The 17,415-nt window shown below is 55.3% G+C and carries 16 protein-coding genes; all 16 read right to left on the bottom strand.

Annotated features, from left to right (window positions below):
• Positions 1 to 9: 9 nt before the first annotated feature.
• Positions 10 to 414 carry a hypothetical protein gene (locus Q5H89_RS08675; RefSeq protein ID WP_305018896.1) on the bottom strand — a complete coding sequence of 135 codons (405 nt, stop codon included), beginning with the start codon at positions 412 to 414 and terminating at the stop codon, positions 10 to 12.
• 146 nt (positions 415 to 560) lie between these two features.
• Positions 561 to 4,310: a sensor histidine kinase gene (locus Q5H89_RS08670; protein WP_305018895.1), complete on the bottom strand. Its 3,750-nt coding sequence runs from the start codon at positions 4,308 to 4,310 to the stop codon at positions 561 to 563.
• Positions 4,311 to 4,504: 194 nt separating this feature from the next.
• Positions 4,505 to 4,756 carry a hypothetical protein gene (locus Q5H89_RS08665; RefSeq protein WP_305018894.1) on the bottom strand — a complete coding sequence of 84 codons (252 nt, stop codon included), beginning with the start codon at positions 4,754 to 4,756 and terminating at the stop codon, positions 4,505 to 4,507.
• 35 nt (positions 4,757 to 4,791) lie between these two features.
• Positions 4,792 to 5,373, bottom strand: coding sequence for a DUF420 domain-containing protein (locus Q5H89_RS08660; protein WP_305018893.1), 582 nt, complete (start codon positions 5,371 to 5,373; stop codon positions 4,792 to 4,794).
• Positions 5,357 to 6,049 carry a hypothetical protein gene (locus Q5H89_RS08655; protein WP_305018892.1) on the bottom strand — a complete coding sequence of 231 codons (693 nt, stop codon included), beginning with the start codon at positions 6,047 to 6,049 and terminating at the stop codon, positions 5,357 to 5,359. The genes Q5H89_RS08660 and Q5H89_RS08655 overlap by 17 nt, the downstream gene beginning before the upstream one ends.
• Before the next feature lie 9 nt (positions 6,050 to 6,058).
• Positions 6,059 to 6,415 (bottom strand): cytochrome C oxidase subunit IV family protein, encoded by a 357-nt coding sequence (locus Q5H89_RS08650; RefSeq protein ID WP_305018891.1) that lies wholly within the window; start codon positions 6,413 to 6,415, stop codon positions 6,059 to 6,061.
• Between the two features lie 73 nt (positions 6,416 to 6,488).
• On the bottom strand, positions 6,489 to 7,265 hold the full coding sequence (locus Q5H89_RS08645) for a cytochrome c oxidase subunit 3 (RefSeq protein ID WP_305018890.1): 777 nt from the start codon (positions 7,263 to 7,265) through the stop codon (positions 6,489 to 6,491).
• 44 nt (positions 7,266 to 7,309) lie between these two features.
• Positions 7,310 to 7,900 (bottom strand): cytochrome c oxidase subunit 3, encoded by a 591-nt coding sequence (locus tag Q5H89_RS08640; protein ID WP_305018889.1) that lies wholly within the window; start codon positions 7,898 to 7,900, stop codon positions 7,310 to 7,312.
• Positions 7,901 to 7,991: 91 nt separating this feature from the next.
• Entirely contained in the window at positions 7,992 to 8,843 is an 852-nt protein-coding gene (cyoE, locus tag Q5H89_RS08635; RefSeq protein WP_305018888.1) for a heme o synthase, read from the bottom strand.
• A 55-nt stretch (positions 8,844 to 8,898) separates the two neighbouring features.
• Positions 8,899 to 10,032, bottom strand: a complete 1,134-nt coding sequence (locus Q5H89_RS08630; protein ID WP_305018887.1) for a COX15/CtaA family protein — start codon at positions 10,030 to 10,032, stop codon at positions 8,899 to 8,901.
• Between the two features lie 138 nt (positions 10,033 to 10,170).
• Positions 10,171 to 12,036 (bottom strand): cytochrome c oxidase subunit I, encoded by a 1,866-nt coding sequence (locus Q5H89_RS08625; protein WP_305018886.1) that lies wholly within the window; start codon positions 12,034 to 12,036, stop codon positions 10,171 to 10,173.
• A gap of 32 nt (positions 12,037 to 12,068) precedes the next feature.
• Positions 12,069 to 13,166, bottom strand: a complete 1,098-nt coding sequence (locus Q5H89_RS08620; protein ID WP_305018885.1) for a cytochrome c oxidase subunit II — start codon at positions 13,164 to 13,166, stop codon at positions 12,069 to 12,071.
• Positions 13,167 to 13,256: 90 nt separating this feature from the next.
• On the bottom strand, positions 13,257 to 14,567 hold the full coding sequence (locus Q5H89_RS08615; RefSeq protein ID WP_305018884.1) for a quinol:cytochrome C oxidoreductase: 1,311 nt from the start codon (positions 14,565 to 14,567) through the stop codon (positions 13,257 to 13,259).
• 7 nt (positions 14,568 to 14,574) lie between these two features.
• The gene (locus tag Q5H89_RS08610; RefSeq protein WP_305018883.1) at positions 14,575 to 15,216 is read right to left on the bottom strand and encodes a c-type cytochrome; all 642 of its coding nucleotides are present in this window, start codon (positions 15,214 to 15,216) and stop codon (positions 14,575 to 14,577) included.
• 113 nt (positions 15,217 to 15,329) lie between these two features.
• A complete protein-coding gene (locus Q5H89_RS08605) occupies positions 15,330 to 15,920 on the bottom strand; it encodes a DUF3341 domain-containing protein (RefSeq protein ID WP_305018882.1) in 591 nt (196 codons plus the stop codon).
• Complete coding sequence (gene nrfD, locus Q5H89_RS08600; protein WP_305018881.1) at positions 15,913 to 17,391, bottom strand: NrfD/PsrC family molybdoenzyme membrane anchor subunit; 1,479 nt, start codon at positions 17,389 to 17,391, stop codon at positions 15,913 to 15,915. The genes Q5H89_RS08605 and nrfD overlap by 8 nt, the downstream gene beginning before the upstream one ends.
• Between the last annotated feature and the right edge of the window lie 24 nt (positions 17,392 to 17,415).

Raw genomic sequence — 17,415 nt, 5'->3', positions numbered from 1 at the left:
AGAAGCGGGCTAGTGGCGCTGCACCAGCACCGGCATATCGGCCGGGGTAACAGGCTCGTCGAGCTGCATCAGCAAGTGAAACTGGCTAGGGGTGAGCAGCTTGCCAATAGTAGTGTAGTAGCTGTAATCCAGGTTTTCATAGGCGGCAAAGGCAGCCTGGCTCGATGCAAACAGCAGGTGCCCCAGCATATCGGCCGATTCGAGGCGCTTTTCTACGGCGGCCCGCAGCTTGGCGGCCTGGCGCGTATTCAGGCGCAGAGCATCGGCCAGGTAGGCACTCATGCGCTCGGCCCGCTGCGCTGCAGTGGGCGCCGCCGGGTCGGGCAGGCTGCTCGTTTGAGCAGCGGCTCCCAGGCTGGCCAGTAACAAGACTAGCAGCGGCAATACCCTACGTAAATGCACCAGAGTTGACATAGAACAGGAAAGACTTGGACAATAACCAGAACGAAACTACCCAACGCCCTTTCTACGAGCATAGTTCGCTTAGCGGATACATCTGATTAGTAGCCGAACGCCCGTTTTAACCGGGTGAACGGCCCAGCTTCCTCGCCCAGTCGGCCCTAGCCAGCCAGCGGCAACTCCACAAAAAAGGTGGTGCCCACGCCTACCTCCGTTTCAAACCAGAGGCGCCCCCCCGCACTCTCAATACCCCGCTTGGCCACGGCCAGCCCAATGCCCGAGCCACTAGCTTTGGTCGTGAAATTGGGCCGAAAAACGTGCTCGCGTACGTCATCGGCAATGCCGGCGCCGTTATCGGCGATGGTAATGAGCACTTTATCGGGGCCGCTGGCTTGCAGCACAATTTCCTGGCGGGGCGCGCGCTCGGGCGGCACGGCCTGCTTGGCGTTGAGCAGCAGGTTGTTGAAGGTGCGCACTAGCAGGCTTTCATCGGCAAAAACCGTGTAGCTACCATCGGGTGGCAGGTGCAGGTGCAGCTCGCCGTTGTCGTCGCCATCGGTTTGCCGGAATAAGTCGGCGCAGTGGCGCAGCACGGCCACCACATCGAGGCGCGCCGGGCGCATGGCCGGCAGGTTGGTAAAGGTGCTGAACGAGGTAGCAATGTCGGAGAGCACGTCTATCTGGGTGATGAGCGTTTGGGAAATGCGCCCAATCAGTTCCTCCGTATTGGGCCGGCGCTCGGCAATAGATTTTTGTAAGTACTGCAGGCTCAGCTTCATGGGCGTGAGCGGGTTCTTGATTTCGTGGGCTACCTGGCGAGCCATTTCGCGCCAGGCAGCTTCTTTTTCCTGGGTGGCCAGCTCGCGCTTGCTGGCTTCGAGCTTGCCCAGCATGGCGTTGTACTCGCTCACGAGCAGGCCAATTTCGTCGTCGCTGCTGCGGTAATCCAGCACCTCGTTCTGGCCCGTGAGGGTAGTACGCATCAGGCGCTGGGTGAGGAGCTTGAGCGGCGCCGTGAGCTGGCGCGTGGCCACAAAGGCTAGCCCCAGAAACACCAGAAACATGAGCGTGAAGATGTTGAGAATCGTCGTGAACAGCTCCGTCAGCTTGTTATCCAGCTCCTTTTGCGAGTCGAAGAACGGAATGCCGACGTAGCCCAGCACCGGCCCGGCCGGCCCATCGACGCTGGCCGCCCGCACGGGCAGGTAGAGCGAGCTGAACGAGAGCGTGCCCGCCCGCTCGGTGAGCAGCGTGCGGCTCAGGCCACGCTCGCGCAAGTCGATAATGGCCTGAGGATTGAGCAGCGGCCCTAGCAAGCCGGCCTCGAAGATGAGCGGCTGCGAGCTAACCAGCAGCTGGCCGCGCGCGTCGTAGAGGTTAAGGTCGGTTTCGGTGAGGGCCGCCACGTTGCGGGCCAGCGCCGTCAGCACCGGCCTAGCGGTGGTGTCGGTGAGCTGGTCGCGGCGGCGCAGCAGGCTTTCGAGGGCAATGTGGCCCCGGCGCTCGTAGGTGCGGTGCAGGTCGCGGCGGTAGCCCGAAATAACCTGGCTGGCCGTAGCCACGCTCACCACCAGCAGCGGAATCATAATGCCCAGGTTGAGCAGCAGCTGAATGCGGGCACTGAAATTGAGCCGAATGCCCGGCCCGCCGCGCCGCGCCAGCAGGTACAAGCCACCCGCCAGCAGCCACACCAACACATTGAGCAGCAACTGAAAGGAGAAGTTAGAAAACCAATCGGCCAGCGAGTACGTGCTAGTAGTCACAACTACCTCGCGCCGACCACTGTCGTCTTTCATGGCCAGGTGGTGAAAGCCGCTCACCACTAGCCCATTGGTATATAAGTGCGGGTCGCCGAGCAGGGCAGTGGGCAGGTTGTTGGCGTAGTCGAAGTCGCCTTCGCTGTATACAAGGCGGTTTTGGGCGTAGCCGGCGTAGCTGAGGTCGGTAGCCAGGCCAGGCTGAAAAAACTTCTGGTCTACCAGCAGCTCGGGCAGCACGCTATAGCTAGCCAGCTGCTTGAGGCTGAGGGTGAGCAGGATGGTGCCGGCCGGCGCGGGCGGCCCAATGCCGCCCGGTGCCGGCTGCGTGATATTTACCACCGCCACGTAGCGCCGCGAGCTAAACGAATTATCCGACTTCAACAGGTACACGCCGGCCTGGTCGGTGGGCGTGGCCGTGCGCGCGAGCCGCATGCGCGTCTGGTCGAAGGTGAGCGTATCGTCGGCCTCGCCGCCCACGGGCTGGCCGCTGGGGTCGAAGAGGTCGATGGCCTCTTCGTACTTATCAAAATAATTGCGCAGGTACTGGCGCTCGATGCGCCGCCGCAGGGCATCGGTGCGCACGGGCACGCTCGTGAGCAGGTGCGCGATGGTGGGGTCGGCTGCCAGCTGGCGCAGGCGCTGCCCCAGCAAAAACTCTCCCTGCAAGTCATTATCAACCAATAGGTTACTAGCCAGTCGCTGCTTATCCAGCAGCAATTGCCGCTCAAACTGCCCATACAGCGCCACCGCCCCGGTGGCCGAGGCCAGGCCGAGCCACAGCAGCAGCAGCAGGTAGCGCGGGCCGCCCTGCACGGCGCGCTTTTCCAGCTTGCCGCTGCGCATCAGCAGCAGGCAGAGGAGCGTCATACCCGGCAGCAGCAGCAGCACCTCGTGCAGGAGTATGCCCTGGGCCAGCAGCAGCAGAGCCAGCGCCGCGCCGCCCAGCAGCAGCGGCCGGCGCGGCAGGCGGCGCAGGTCGGGCGCCAGCAGCTCGGTCCAGAGATAAAAACCCGTGACGAAAGCCGCCGTGTGCAGCAGCACGGCCAGTATCAGCACCAGCCGAAAACTGCTAATCTGCATGCTCTGCGTGATATCAAGGCTGAGCTGATTATTGCTGAAAGCACTCAGGTAGTAGCTGTAAAGCGCTACCACCGTCAGGAGCAACCCTAGTAGCGCGGGCACGCCCCACATGCCAAATGGGGCCCGCTGGGCGCGGGCCGGCAGTTTGTAGTGGCGGCTCACCACAATAGACAGCCCGGCCAGCAGAGCGGCTAGCAGGCCATTGAGCAGCAAATCGCCCAGCGAGGGCGCCCAGCCCGACACCGCATACACGCGCGGGTCGAAAAGCGGAATTTCCAGCCAGGCATACGGCAGCCCCAGGTAGAGCAGCGCCATGCGCAAGACTACGGGCGTGGCCGCCAGTACCGCAATAGCGGCCGCTTTGCGGCCGCTTTGCCACCAGCGCCAAGCCACCCCTAGCCACCCCGCCGTGTAAAACCCAATGCCCAACGCCAGCAACAGCAGCGGCAGGATGCGCCCCGTAAGGGCATTACTGGGCAGCTGCACTACCGAAAACAAGTAGTGCCCCTGCGTATCGACCAGGGCCGCTACCAGCCCGTGCGTTTCGCCGGGCGCAGTGGGTGTAGCGCGCACCTGCACTTCCATGCCCTGTAGCAGCGCCGGCTCGGCCCCCGCGCGCAGGTAGCGATTGCTGATGCCGTAGCGCCGCGCCAGCGGCACGTAAGCCAGGGCCACTACGCCCGCCTTCGCCCGCCGCACCACCAAAAACTCACCCAGCGTTGTTTGGGCCAGCCGCTCCGGTACGGAGTCGGCCAGCTCGGCGGCCGTGGGGGCCGGCCCCGAGGCCGACCAGCCGGCTAGCTGGCCATTAACCGCCACAAAGGTGGGATAGGAGCACTGGGCCAGCAGGCGGCGGAAATCGGGCGCGGCCGGGGGCTGGCACTCCTGCACCACCTGGCTGGCCTCGCGGCCGGCCGTAACGGCGGCTTGGTTCACTAGCTTTTGCAGCCGGGCCGCGCTCGGGTACAGCGGGTTGGTGCCGGGCAGTTGCCAGTAGGTATTGGCCAGCCAGCTTGCCCCAAAGCTCAGCAGTGCCAGCACTAGCAAAGCCAGCGGCCAATGCCGGGTCATAGAAATACGCGAAACGGGCAAAGCAGACAATGCAGCAAACTGAAGTGTGAGGCAATGGCCGGCAACTACCGCGCCAGCCAGGTACTGCAAGCTAGGGCTTAAGCCGGCCTTATACCGTCGCTAAGACTATAAAAAAACGACGACCCTGTGCCTTGGCACAGAGCCGTCGGCTCTTGTTATTCTGCTATCAGGCCCTAGGCCTGGTGGTCGGTGGGGCGCTTGGGGTGCGTGCGGCGGTACCAGAAGAAGCCCACGGCCCCCATCAGGATATACGGCACGGTCATCATATACACTATGCCCCGGTTGAGGCCCGCCGGGTCAAAGTCGTCGCGCTCGGCGCGGGCGGCTTCTACCTGGCTTTTACACATCACGCACTGGGCCTGGGCGGGGGCTAGCGAGGCCAGCGTGAGCAAGGCGAATACCAATCCAAAAATCAGCTTTTTCATACAAATAGAACGGTCAGTAAGTCAGAATGTTCAGCCTAGCCCGCCGGATAATAGGGCGCAATCATAAAGTACACAATAACGCCCGTTACCGACACGTATAGCCAGATGGGAAACGTCCAGCGGGCGATGCGCTTGTGCTTGGTGTACTGCCCTGTCAGCGCAAAATACAGCGTAAACAACACCAGCGCCACCGTAACGGCCGCCAGGCTAATGTGCGTGAGCAGCAGCAGAAAGTAAACACCCCGCACCAGGCCAGTGCCCCCAAAGTGCGTGCTAGCCACCTGCGAGTGGTAGGCCACGTACGAAATCAAAAACAGCCCACCCAGGGCAAAGGCGGTGCCCATAGCGGCCCGGTGCGCCAGCACATTCTTTTGGCGGATAAAGTAAAACCCCACCAGCAACGCCACGGCCGTAAGCGAGTTCAGGGCCGCGTTCACGGCGGGCAGCGCGTGCAGGTATGCGTCGGCGCCTTCTATGCGAAAGATATTCTTGTAGTAGAAGATGACCGCCACTAATAGCGGCACCACCGCCCCCAGCGTACCCAGAATAATTTTATACTTGGTATAGTCGCCCGGCTCTAGCACGGGCGGGTGCAGCTGCTCAGTGGCGGTCGTCATAGGTATACAGCAAAACGTTGATTTCAGTAATGAGCCGCTCCACCTCGTACTTATCGGTGGCGTCGTAGTAGCCGCGCACGTGCTGCGCATCGTCTACCAACAACAACCGGCCGGGCAGCAGGTTCCCGGGCTCCGTAGCTGGCCTAAAGGGAAAATGCTCGGGGCGCAGGGCGGCCTGCCCAAACTCGTACTGCGCCAGCTGGCGCAGGGTATCGGCGGGCACTGCCCCCACTACCCACTTGCCCGCGATGGTACCGTACTGCTCGCTCAGCTTTTCCAGCTTGGCATTGGTGGCTGCTTCGGTAGCCTCGGTGGGCACCAGGGTTACCATCCGCACCCGCGGCTCGGGCCGGAAGCGCTCCTGAATACGGGCCAGCGCCCGGGTAGCCGGCGCACCAGCCTCGCCCGGGGCATAAAACTGCACCAGGTACATACCCTTACTTAACTCGGTGCTGGCTAGCACCCGCCCACCAGTAGTGCGCAGCCGAAACGGCCGCACCCGGTGAAAAACAGTATCGCGCTGCCAGCCTCCCGCCGAGGTGCGGACGGAGTCCGCCCGCTCGGGCAAGTAGGTTGGCAGCGCGTAATGATTGCGGCCGAAGCCGTAGAGAAACAAGAACGCCAGCACCGGCACCAGCAGCAGCAGGCCCAGCAGGATAGTCTGGCGTGGTCGCATTCGGCTACCCTAGCGGCTGAACATGTGCGACAGTACTTCGCCCACGTAAGAACCTTCGGTTACGAGAGCCACTACCAGCCACACCAGCAGCGAAGTAGGCACCAGGATGGTCCAGATGAGGCTCTTCACCTCGTGCTTGAGGTGCATAAACTCGCCCACAATAAAGAATGCCTTCAAGATAGTCATCACGATGAAGATGGAGTTGCGGATGGTGCGCAAGCCCGGCGACGTCATGCTGAAAGCGATGGCAAACTCAGCGGCCGTGATGATAACCAGAATCCAGAAGGTTTTCCAAATCCAAGCGGTATTGGGCTTGGCGATTTCGCCGTTGAAGGCGCCATGTTCGGGGGCAGCGTGGGAAGCCATAGAATAGTTGCTGATTGTTGGTAGTTACTTAATACTAGGCTGGTAGCCCGATTGGCAATCGACAATCAACGAATTAAACGAGGTAGAAGAACGTAAAGACGAATACCCACACTAAGTCTACGAAGTGCCAGTAGAGGCCAATTTTCTCAATCATTTCGTAGTGGCCGCGCTTTTCGAAGGTGCCGTTGGTGGTAGCGATAAAGCACCACACTAATAGGCAGACACCCGAAAATACGTGTGTGCCATGGAAGCCGGTGATGAAGAAGAACAGGTCGCCAAACAGCGGCGGGCCGTACTGATTCATAGCCAGGTTGGCGCCGTAGAAAATCGTTCCGTCGGCCATGCGCGTGCCTTCTTCATGGCCGCCAATAAAGTGGCTCCACTCCCAGGCCTGGCTACTGAGGAACATCGTGCCGAACAGGATGGTCCACAGAAGCCATTTCTGCACATCCGCTTTGTCCATGCGGTGGCCGGCTTCTACGGCCAGTACCATCGTTACGGAGCTGAAAATGAGAATCATCGTCATTAACGCCACGAAGGCCAGCGGCAGGTCGGTGCCATGCATACCGGGGAAAGCGTTGAACACTTTCTCAGGAATGGGCCAGTGCGCTGTGCTGAAGAAGAAATCTTTGGCTTGGCCCGTAAATACGCCGTGCTTGTGGCGGATGAGGCCATAGGCAGTCAGGAACGCACCGAAGGTGAAGGCATCTGAGAGCAGGAAGAACCACATCATCAGCTTGCCGTAGCTCGCCTTGAAAGGTTCGTTGCCGCCGTCCCAGGTGCCGGTGCGCGGGGCATCGGCGTAGGCAGCGGGGGCAGCTGAAGGCTGCAAAGTGGTAGATTGGGCCATAACGGACAACAGATGGACAGGCGGGCTTTACGCCAAAATCCCGTTTAGTGGTTCAAAAGTAGGAACAAATACAGGTACAGCCAAAGCCCACCAAGGAAGTGCCAGTACAAGGTAGCGTTGCCAATCGAGAGCGTAGCGCGCGAATGTACCTGATACTTAAGGCTGCGCCTTAAAACCACGGCTACGAAAATGAGGCCCGTAACCAGGTGGAAAGCGTGCACGCCCATCAACACATACACAAACGAGCCCGAAGGATTGGCATCGGCTCCGCCGAAGAAAGTGTGGCCGGCCACGAGGTCGCTCCAGGCGTGCATCTGCCCGAAGAGAAACACTATCCCTAGCACGATGGTGGCCAGCAGGCTCAGGTTGGTGCGCTTTATCTCGTCGTGCTTGGCCGAGAAATAAGCGAACTGCATAGTTGCGCTACTGAGTGCGATAATAATAGAATTGAACAGCAGGCTCATCGGCAAGTCAAACTCGCGCCAGTTGCCTTCGTCTCGGCGCACAATGTAGCCGCTTGTAAAAGCCGCAAACATCATTACGATGCTAAAAATGAGCAGAATAAGCAGCACACGCTTGGGGTGCCAACCCAGGCCAAGCTCCTTATCGGCCAATGTTGCTTCGGAGGTTTTCATATCAGAAATAATTGAGTAATTTTTGACTGTTTGCGAGGCCGTTGTCCGCTGGCTCCTCACGCACTAACAACAAAGAGCTTCCGATTATAACTCAAACTTTGTCTAAAAGCAGCGCTATTTGCACAATGGGCAAATACAGAAAGGAAGCAAACATGATACTCAGCGCCGACTTACGGTCTTGCGTGCGCATGAGGCGCACGGTGAGTAGCGTGAATAGTACCCCGCACACGAGGGCCACCCCCGCCGACACGCGGCCCGAGATGCCTAGCACCAGCGGCAGCAGCGATACCGGAATGAGCAGCACCGTGTACGTCATTATCTGAAAGGCCGTGCGCAGGTCGCGCTCGCCGGGCGTTGGCAGCATCTTGAAGCCGGCGCGCTTGTAGTCTTCGTCGGCCACCCAGGCGATAGCCCAAAAATGCGGAAACTGCCACATAAACTGGATGCCAAATAGCACCCAGGCAGCCTCTCCCACGTAGCCCGTAGCGGCTACCCAGCCAATGAGTGGCGGCAGCCCGCCCGGAATGGCCCCCACGGCTACGCACACCGGCGACACCGTCTTGAGTGGCGTATAGATAAACCCATACAGAATGAGCGACAGCAGCGAAAGTGCCGCCGTGAGCGGGTTGAAATAGTAGGCCAGCAGCCCTAGCCCGGCTATTGCCAATAGCACGCAGAATACCCAGGCCTCTATGGGCGAAATGCGCCCGGTGGGCAGCGGCCGGTTTTCGGTGCGCTTCATCAGCTTATCCAGGTCTTTTTCGAAAACCTGGTTGATAATGTTCGCAGCTCCGGTAACCAGCAAGCCCCCTAGCAGCACCAATAGCGCCCGGCCCCAGTTCGGCGTAGCTAAGCCCAGCAGGTAGCCCAACGCACTAGAAAACGCGACCGTGAAGGAAAGCCGGAACTTGAGCAGCTGAAAATAGGCGCGGGCCTTCGTCATTAACCTGATAAAATTGCTGCTGCAAAGGTACGCCCTACTCGGGCTAGCATGGGTACTACTGCATTGCCTGCAGCGAGGCAGCCCCCACCTCGCCACCTACCCGGTTTAGCCGGCGCAGGGCTAGCAGTGTCAGAAACTGCACCCCGAAGAGCAGGGTCGCCAGCGTTAAGTGGATGGGCTGCACGAAGGCCGGCAGCGCCCAGGCGGCCAGCGTAAGGCCGGCTACCAGCTCCGCCCCTATCAGCCCCCAGGTACCTACTACCAGCCGCCGCAGCGCTGGCGCTTCCAGCTGCCACACTTGGTAGCCCACGTAGGCATTGGCTAGCACCACAATGGCAGAAAGTGTGCGGTGCGCTTCAAAAACACCGCCTAGCTTATCGACCCAGGTGGCCCGCTGCGTATAGCCCGCTGCCGAAGCAATTTGGTCGATTTGCTCACGGACCTGCGTGCCCAGAATAATCTGCACAAACGTGAGCCCGATGACCAGCCAGAGCAGCCACTGCAAGCCAGCAACAACGGCCAGTTCTTCATCGGCTTCCCCACCCAATGTTTCCAGCTCCACCTGCTGCTGCCACAGTAGTTCTTTTTTTTGCCACCGGGCTCTATGTGCCGCATAAAGCAGCAAAGCCACAATCAGCAATGCCAGCCCCATATGAATGGTTACCATGACGGGCAATAAGTTGGTCGACACAACCAGCGACCCTAGCCAGCCCTGAAACCCGGTAAGCAACCAGCTAGCTACTGCCAACCAAAAAATCGGTTGGTCCCGCTTAAAGTAAGGAATGGCTACTACTGCCGTTACGAAAACAAAAATGCCAATAAGTGCCCCTAGCAGCCGGTTGATATATTCAATCCAAGTCTTGGTGGGGTTGAAATCGGTTTCTATGTATTGGGTCGGGTGAGCAAATATGTCGCCGGCTACCTGCCGAAAACCCAAGCTGGCCAGGGTGCGGGCTAGTTTCTGATTTTTGGCAACTCGCTGGGCTGTGTATAGCTGCTTGTAATTGGCCGGTAGTTGACTTGCTTCTGTAGGAGGCACCCACTGGCCAAAACACTTTGGCCAATCGGGGCAACCCATTCCCGAGCCAGTAGCCCGCACAATGCCCCCAACCAGAATTAATAAATAGATGCTGATAACCGTCAACACGCTCCAAAAGCGAAACCGACGCTCAAATCCTGCTTCTTTCATAAACGTTATTTTTCGAACCAACGCGAGAACTCCACTATAAAATCCGTAGCTCAAGAGCAACTTAAGGGGCTAGCTTGGCAACAAAAAAACGGGCCGCCGTACGTCGGCGGCCCGTTCAGGCAGAGTTACTCTACTAGGCTATTCAGACAACTCCCGCTCGTATGGAAGATTGGATGAAGGCGTTTGCGAGTAGGGTACGTTCTGAGGGATGAAATCCACGTCGGCACCGGGCTTGCTGTAATCATAGGGCCAGCGATATACTGCGGGTATCTCACCGGGCCAGTTGCCGTGGCCGGGCTCAATGGGCGTGGTCCATTCCAGCGTAGTCGAATTCCAAGGATTTTCAGTTGCGCGACGGCCACGGAAAATGCTGTAGAAAAAGTTGAAAATGAATACAAATTGAGCGAAGAAGGCCAGGATAGCAGCTATCGAGATGAACTTATTCAGGTCAGCGAACTGCGAGAAAGCATCAAAGCCAGTCCAGGAATAGTAACGGCGGGGGAAGCCTGCGATGCCTACATAGTGCATTGGCATAAACACCAAGTAAACCCCGAGGAAAGTTAACCAGAAGTGGATATAGCCTAGCTTCTCATCCATCATACGCCCGAACATCTTCGGGAACCAGTGGTACACACCGGCAAACAGACCAAAGAAAGCCGATGAGCCCATCACCAAGTGGAAGTGAGCTACTACGAAGTACGTATTGTGCATCTGGATATCCAGCGTTGCGTTGCCGAGGATAATACCAGTCAAACCACCCGAGATAAACAGCGATACGAAACCAATAGCAAACAGCATCGCAGCCGTGAAGCGGATGTTACCGCGCCAAAGGGTGGCTAGCCAGTTGAACACTTTTACCCCCGAAGGAACGGCGATAATCAGCGTCAGGAACATGAATACTGAGCCCAAAAAGGGATTCATACCTGTTACGAACATGTGGTGAGCCCACACTACGAACGACAACAGCGAGATACCAATCAGCGAGCCAATCATGGCCCGATACCCGAAAATAGGCTTACGGGCGTTTGTAGCAAGAATCTCCGAAACCATGCCCATTGCAGGCATAATTACAATATATACTTCGGGGTGCCCCAGAAACCAGAACAAGTGCTGGAAAAGTACCGGCGAGCCACCTTGGTTGTGTAATGCCTGACCAGCAATATAGATGTCGGACAGAAAGAATGATGTACCGAACGAACGGTCAAAAACCAGCAGTAACGCAGCTGAGAACAATACCGGGAAAGACAGAATACCCAGAATGGCCGTGAGGAAAAACGCCCAAATAGTGAGCGGCAGCTTACTCATGCTCATGCCACGGGTACGCAGGTTGATAACCGTAGTAACGTAGTTTACACCACCCAGCAACTGTGATACGATGAAGAACACCATACTCACCAGCCACATCGTCATACCCATTCCAGAGCCGGGAATGGCTTGGGGCAGGGCGCTCAAAGGAGGATATATCGTCCAGCCAGACGCAGCCGGACCAGTCTCCAAAAATAATGAGCAGAACATAATAACACTCGACAGGAAGAAGAACCAGTACGAGAGCATGTTCATAAAGCCTGATGCCATATCACGGGCACCAACCTGCAAGGGAATCAGGAAGTTGGAAAACGTTCCTGATAAGCCAGCGGTCAACACGAAAAATACCATGATGGTACCGTGCATCGTTACCAAAGCGAGGTAAAACTCTGGGTTAAGCTTACCACCTTCAATCCATTTACCTAGCAGGGGCTGCAACCAGTCTAAAGTTGCCTCAGGCCAGCCTAGCTGCAAGCGGAACAGGCTCGAAAGCAAACCACCAATGATAGCCCAAATCATTCCTGTAATGAGGAACTGGCGGGCAATCATCTTATGGTCTTGGCTGAAGACGTACTTCCACAGCCAGTGCTGGTCGTGGTGCTCGTGGTCGTGTAGATGGTCCTCGTGCTCGGTGTGCGGCACTGGCGCGGTACCCACTCCACCCTGCGACTGCGCGGAAACCGGGAGATTAGTAGCCATAAATCGGAATAAAAATTCTGAGAATTTAACTTTTACATGGATGCTTGGGCAGACAGAGGCGCAGGTGTCTCACCTGTTTCCTCTACTGCACTAGCTCTAGCACCTTGGCTCCCCCCTTTACCGAGACCAGTCTGTTGGCTCATCTGCTTGAAAGATGCCATCAAATCGGCATTCTGAGAGATAGGGCTTTGCGCAGCAAACCAAGCTACATAATCGTCAGGCTCATCCACCACGATATTCAGCTTCATGGCAAAGTGACCTTTACCACATATTTGATTGCAGGCTAGCTCATAGTTGAATTTGGGATTACCCAATTTAGCCCGCATCTCATCGGTGGTAGTAGTAGGAGTAAACCAAAAGCGCGTTGGCATGCCTGGTACTGCATACATCTGCACGCGAAAATGCGGCATGTACACGGCATGCAGTACGTCGCGCGACCGAATCTTAATCAATACAGGGTGTCCTTTGGGAACGTGGATTTCTGAAGCAGTAAAGTCATCCATTGCTGACTTATCGCTCAAGTCGAATCCAAATTCGTTTGAGGCATCAATCAAACGGTAATTTACCACCCCAAGCTTCATGTCACGGCCTGGGTAGCGTACCAACCAGTTGAACTGCTTGCCCATCACTTCCAAAACAATAGCATCTTTAGGAGCTGGGCCGGTAATGCGGGTCCAGGCTTTCCAGCCAGCGAAGATTAGTGCAGCCATAACAATGGCTGGGATAATCGTCCAAATGACTTCTATTTTGTTATTGTGCGAGAAAAAGTAAGCCCGACGACCTTCTCTATGCTGATATTTATATGAGTAGATAAAAAGGAGTGCTTGCGTAATAACGAAAGCAATACCAATTACCGTCATCGTCGTCCAGAACATTCGCTCCATCGCATGTCCGTGAACGGACGCAATAGGCGGGTTCATCTTGCTAAAGTTTTCAGCAAAAGACCAAAAGAAAGCAGCCCCACCAAACACCATAAACACTAGCATCAGAATCGCATTAATGCGGTTGCTGGTACCAATCTGGCGCACATAGGAGCCCGAGAAAATAGCCGTTAGTATTTGGAGACGGAACAGCAGGCCAAATACGACCAGCAGCAGCACCAAAACTAGCAGAATAGTTAAAGAAGTCATCGGATAGAAGGTAGAATTCTGAACTTAGAGCCTAGTGCTAGCAAATAACTGACTGCTACGCGCTAAGTTCTAAAAATCTAAGCTCTTAAATTAAGTGGTGTGGTGAACGCTCTCCTCAACGAAGGGATGATTGACTGGAATCAGCGACGCTTCAGTGAGGCGACGAGTTACGAGAATCAGAAATGCGCCTAAGAAAATTAGCGCGATACCGATTTCAATGAGGAACCCGTTATCGCCCTTCATAGTGCCCGGCATTATCATTAAATAGAAGTCAGACCAGTGACCTATCAGAATAGCGATGCACACTATTTTCATGATAATCATTTGACGCTTAGCGTCTCGGGTCATCAGGGCCAGGAATGGGAAGGCGAAGTTGACTACCAGATTTGCATAAAACATCCAAGTATAGCGACCCTCAAAACCACCTAGACGCTGGTTGAAGTAAACCGATTCTTCAGGCAGGTTGGCATACCAGATGAGCATGAACTGTGCAAACCATACGTAAGTCCAGAAGATGCTGAAGCCAAACATAAGCTTACCTAAATCATGGAAATGGTTGGCATTCATGAAACGCAGGTAACCTGCTTGCTTCAGGAAAATAGCAATCAATGCCGTAGCCGCGATACCAGACACCCACCAAGAGGCAAACACATACCAGCCGAACATAGTGCTGAACCAGTGCACATCGACTGACATTACCCAGTCCCATGCTGACATTGAAGACGTTACAGCAAACAACACCAGAAATAATGCAGCCGTAGTGATGCTTGTATGAAAGTAGCTAGTGCCACCGTTCAAATCTTCCGCCAGTGAAAGTTGACGCAAGCGCCACGAGAATACAGCCCAAATAACCAAGTAAGAAACCATCCGCACTAGGTAAAAACCGAAAGTGAGGAAGCCCGCTTTGCCAGCCACTATTTTATCGTAGTTGGCAGAGCCCTTAGTCATGATACCGTCGTGGGTCCAATGAAAGATGTCATGGCGACCAATAACAAACAAAACAACGAGCAAAACACCACCTGGAATCAACCATGCGCTCAGTGCTTCATTGATGCGCTTTACAACTACCGACCAGCCGGCATAAGCTACATATTGAATAGCCATGAATACGGTGCCAACCACAGAGACACCGATGAAGAAGACATTGCTATGCCACAAGCTGACAATAATGCGACGCACCAATACAGAATGGCCTTCCTCATGAGCAGAGGCATTATGGGCAGCATTTACTTGCGTAGCAATCTCATGATGCTCGCCCCAATGCATAAGGGCAGCAATAATCCCAATTATAAGCACTAGAATACCAGCACCAATAATGGTAATGAAAGTGCGTTGAACCTTTGGGCTAAGGACTAGCTGCTCAACGGCGGCGGGTTCGTGATGATGAGTCAGAGTTGCCATAAGTCAGTTAGTTCATCTTACCGTTGCGGCCCGGAGTACCTTGGCCGGGCGTTTCGGAGCCTGTACGTGAGTTTGCCTTTCCTTCAGCTTTTTGATTGGTTCCGTCCGTCATGGCAGAAGCTTCGCCACTCGAAGCACTTGTAGCTTCAACAGGGGCAGTAACTTTTACTAGTTTGGGGAGGTCAGCTGGGTCGTTATTAAGTTGTAAGACGTGCACATACATTGCAATCTTCCAACGTTCTTCGGGGTTAACCTGTGAACCGTGGGGCATCATGCGGTTGCGCCCCCACTCGATGACGTGGTAGATGTGACCATCATTCATCGTCTTGTAGGCACCGGAAGAATAGTTAGGGACACCTTTGAACTTCATGCCAACCGGCCCCTGTCCATCTCCCTTTTCACCATGACAATGCAGGCAGTAGCGCGAGAAGAGCACCTGGCCCTCTTCTAAGTTAGCCTTGCTGTAAGCGTAAGGATTACGCAAAGTGCGCTCTGCAATAGTTACACTATCCTTCGGAATGTGGTCGAAATACGCCAATTTTCCCCGAGGCACCGTACCAGCAGCCGGAGTACGTTGGTTTATACCGAAGGAGTTAATTGAGTTAAAAGTAATTTGGCGCAGGGGCTCATAGGGAATCGACTCGTACATCTCCGGAGCATATTCTACGCCGGGGCTATTCGGGTCGGGAGAGCACGATGCTACGCCAAGGCTCAGAGCTAGAGAGGCCGCGGACAGCCCGTATTTGAGGAAAGGCGACATCATTAGAATTTGGTCATTTCCTTTTGATTGACTTCACTAGCCCCGTTTTCGCGAAGCAGTTGCGTCAATTTAGGCAATTGGGAAGAATGCTCGTCTAGTTCGATAGCCATCACAAACTTGTCGTCGGTAGAGCGCACATCTAGCACCGGCGTTTTGAATCGCGGATACAATTTCGAGATAGTGTAGAAGGTGATTACCATACCGTGGCAGGTAAAGAATACCGTCAACTCAAAGCTTACAGGAATAAATGCTGGCAACGCAATTGCTGGCTTGCCACCAATAATCATGGGCCAGTCGAAACCGAGCGTGTAAATCTGTAGCCACAGCGCAAAAGCCAGCCCGCACATGCCGTAGAAGAAGGCGGCAATTGGCAAGCGCGAACGCTCAATCCCCAAGGCATCGTCGATACCGTGGACAGGATAAGGCGAAAAGACATCGTAAATCTTTACGCCAGCTCCCCGCACATTATCGATAGCGTGAAGCAATACATCTTCGTCATCGAAAACACCGAGCGCAAAACGCTTCGTAGAGCTGTGGGTATCCGAGGCAGTAGCGGTAGCAACTGGCGCGGTAGTAACGGCAGGGCTAGTCATTTTGCTTGTCGTAGTTTACTGGTGCCGAAGCCGGAACGCCAGGCGTAGAGTGAGGGGCAGATACACTGTGGCGACCCGGAGTACGGCTGCCATCATTAACGCCACCGTAAGTGGGACCATCATTGACGGTATACTTTAGGATTGTTTTTACTTCTGCCATGTTAATTACCGGGAAGAACTTGGCAAAGAGCAGGAAGAGCGTGAAGAACAAGCCGATTGTACCCACATAAACACCAACGTCAATACGGGTTGGGGAGAACATTGCCCATGAAGAAGGCAAGTAATCGCGGTGCAGCGATGATACGATAATTACAAAGCGCTCGAACCACATACCGATATTCACGATAATGGAAAGAATGAATGTCATCGTAATGCTGTAACGAATGCGGCGTATCCACACAAACTGCGGCGAAAGCACGTTACAGCTCATCATGCTTAGGTAGGCCCACCAATACGGCCCAGTAGCCCGGTTGATAAAGCAGTACTGCTCGTATTCAACCTGGGAATACCAAGCAATAAAGAACTCGGTGATATAAGCTACCCCTACGATAGAACCCGTTACCATCATGATTTTATTCATAAGGGCAATGTGCTCCAGCGTGATATAGTCCTCTAGCCGGAATACTACGCGAGTGATGAGCATCAGCGTTAGCACCATGGCAAAGCCGGAGAAGATAGCGCCGGCCACGAAGTAAGGCGGGAAAATTGTGGTATGCCAGCCAGGTACTACAGAGGTTGCAAAGTCCATCGATACAATAGTGTGTACCGAGAGTACCAGCGGCGTTGAAACACCAGCCAAAATCAGTGACACCGTTTCGTAGCGCGACCAGTGTTTGGCAGAGCCCGTCCAGCCCATGCTGAGCAGAGAGTAGCTCACTTTGGCGATTTTGCCTTTAGCGCGGTCACGGATGGTAGCAAAGTCGGGCACCAGACCTGTGTACCAGAACACCAGGGAAACCGTGAAATAGGTTGAAATGGCGAACACGTCCCACAATAGTGGTGAGTTGAAGTTTGCCCACAAGGAACCTAGCGTATTTTGCAGTGGGAACACATAGAAAGCCAGCCACGGGCGCCCCATGTGCAATACTGGAAACATAGCAGCGCAGATTACGGCAAAAATCGTCATTGCTTCTGCTGCCCGGTTGATGGACGAGCGCCATTTCTGGCGGAACAGGAGCAATACAGCTGAGATAAGTGTACCAGCGTGGCCAATACCTACCCACCATACGAAGTTGGTAATATCCCAAGCCCAACCGATGGTCTTATTCAAGCCCCACTCGCCGATACCATACCACAGTGTGCGGTATACCGAATAGAAGAAGACGCCCAGCAGAACTAAGGCTACCCCAAGGGCACCCATCCACCGGATGTTAGGCGCAGCTTCTACCTGATAGCAGATATCCTGCGTGACGTCGTGGTACGTCTTACCACTCGTTACGAGTGGCTCACGTACTGGTGATACGTACTGCATAGTGGTGAATATTAAAGATTTAAA

This window comes from Hymenobacter cheonanensis (assembly GCF_030581075.1).
In the GTDB taxonomy this organism is placed as follows: domain Bacteria; phylum Bacteroidota; class Bacteroidia; order Cytophagales; family Hymenobacteraceae; genus Hymenobacter.
Note: the sequence above shows the minus strand (reverse complement) of the source record. Positions and strands in the feature narration are given on the sequence as shown.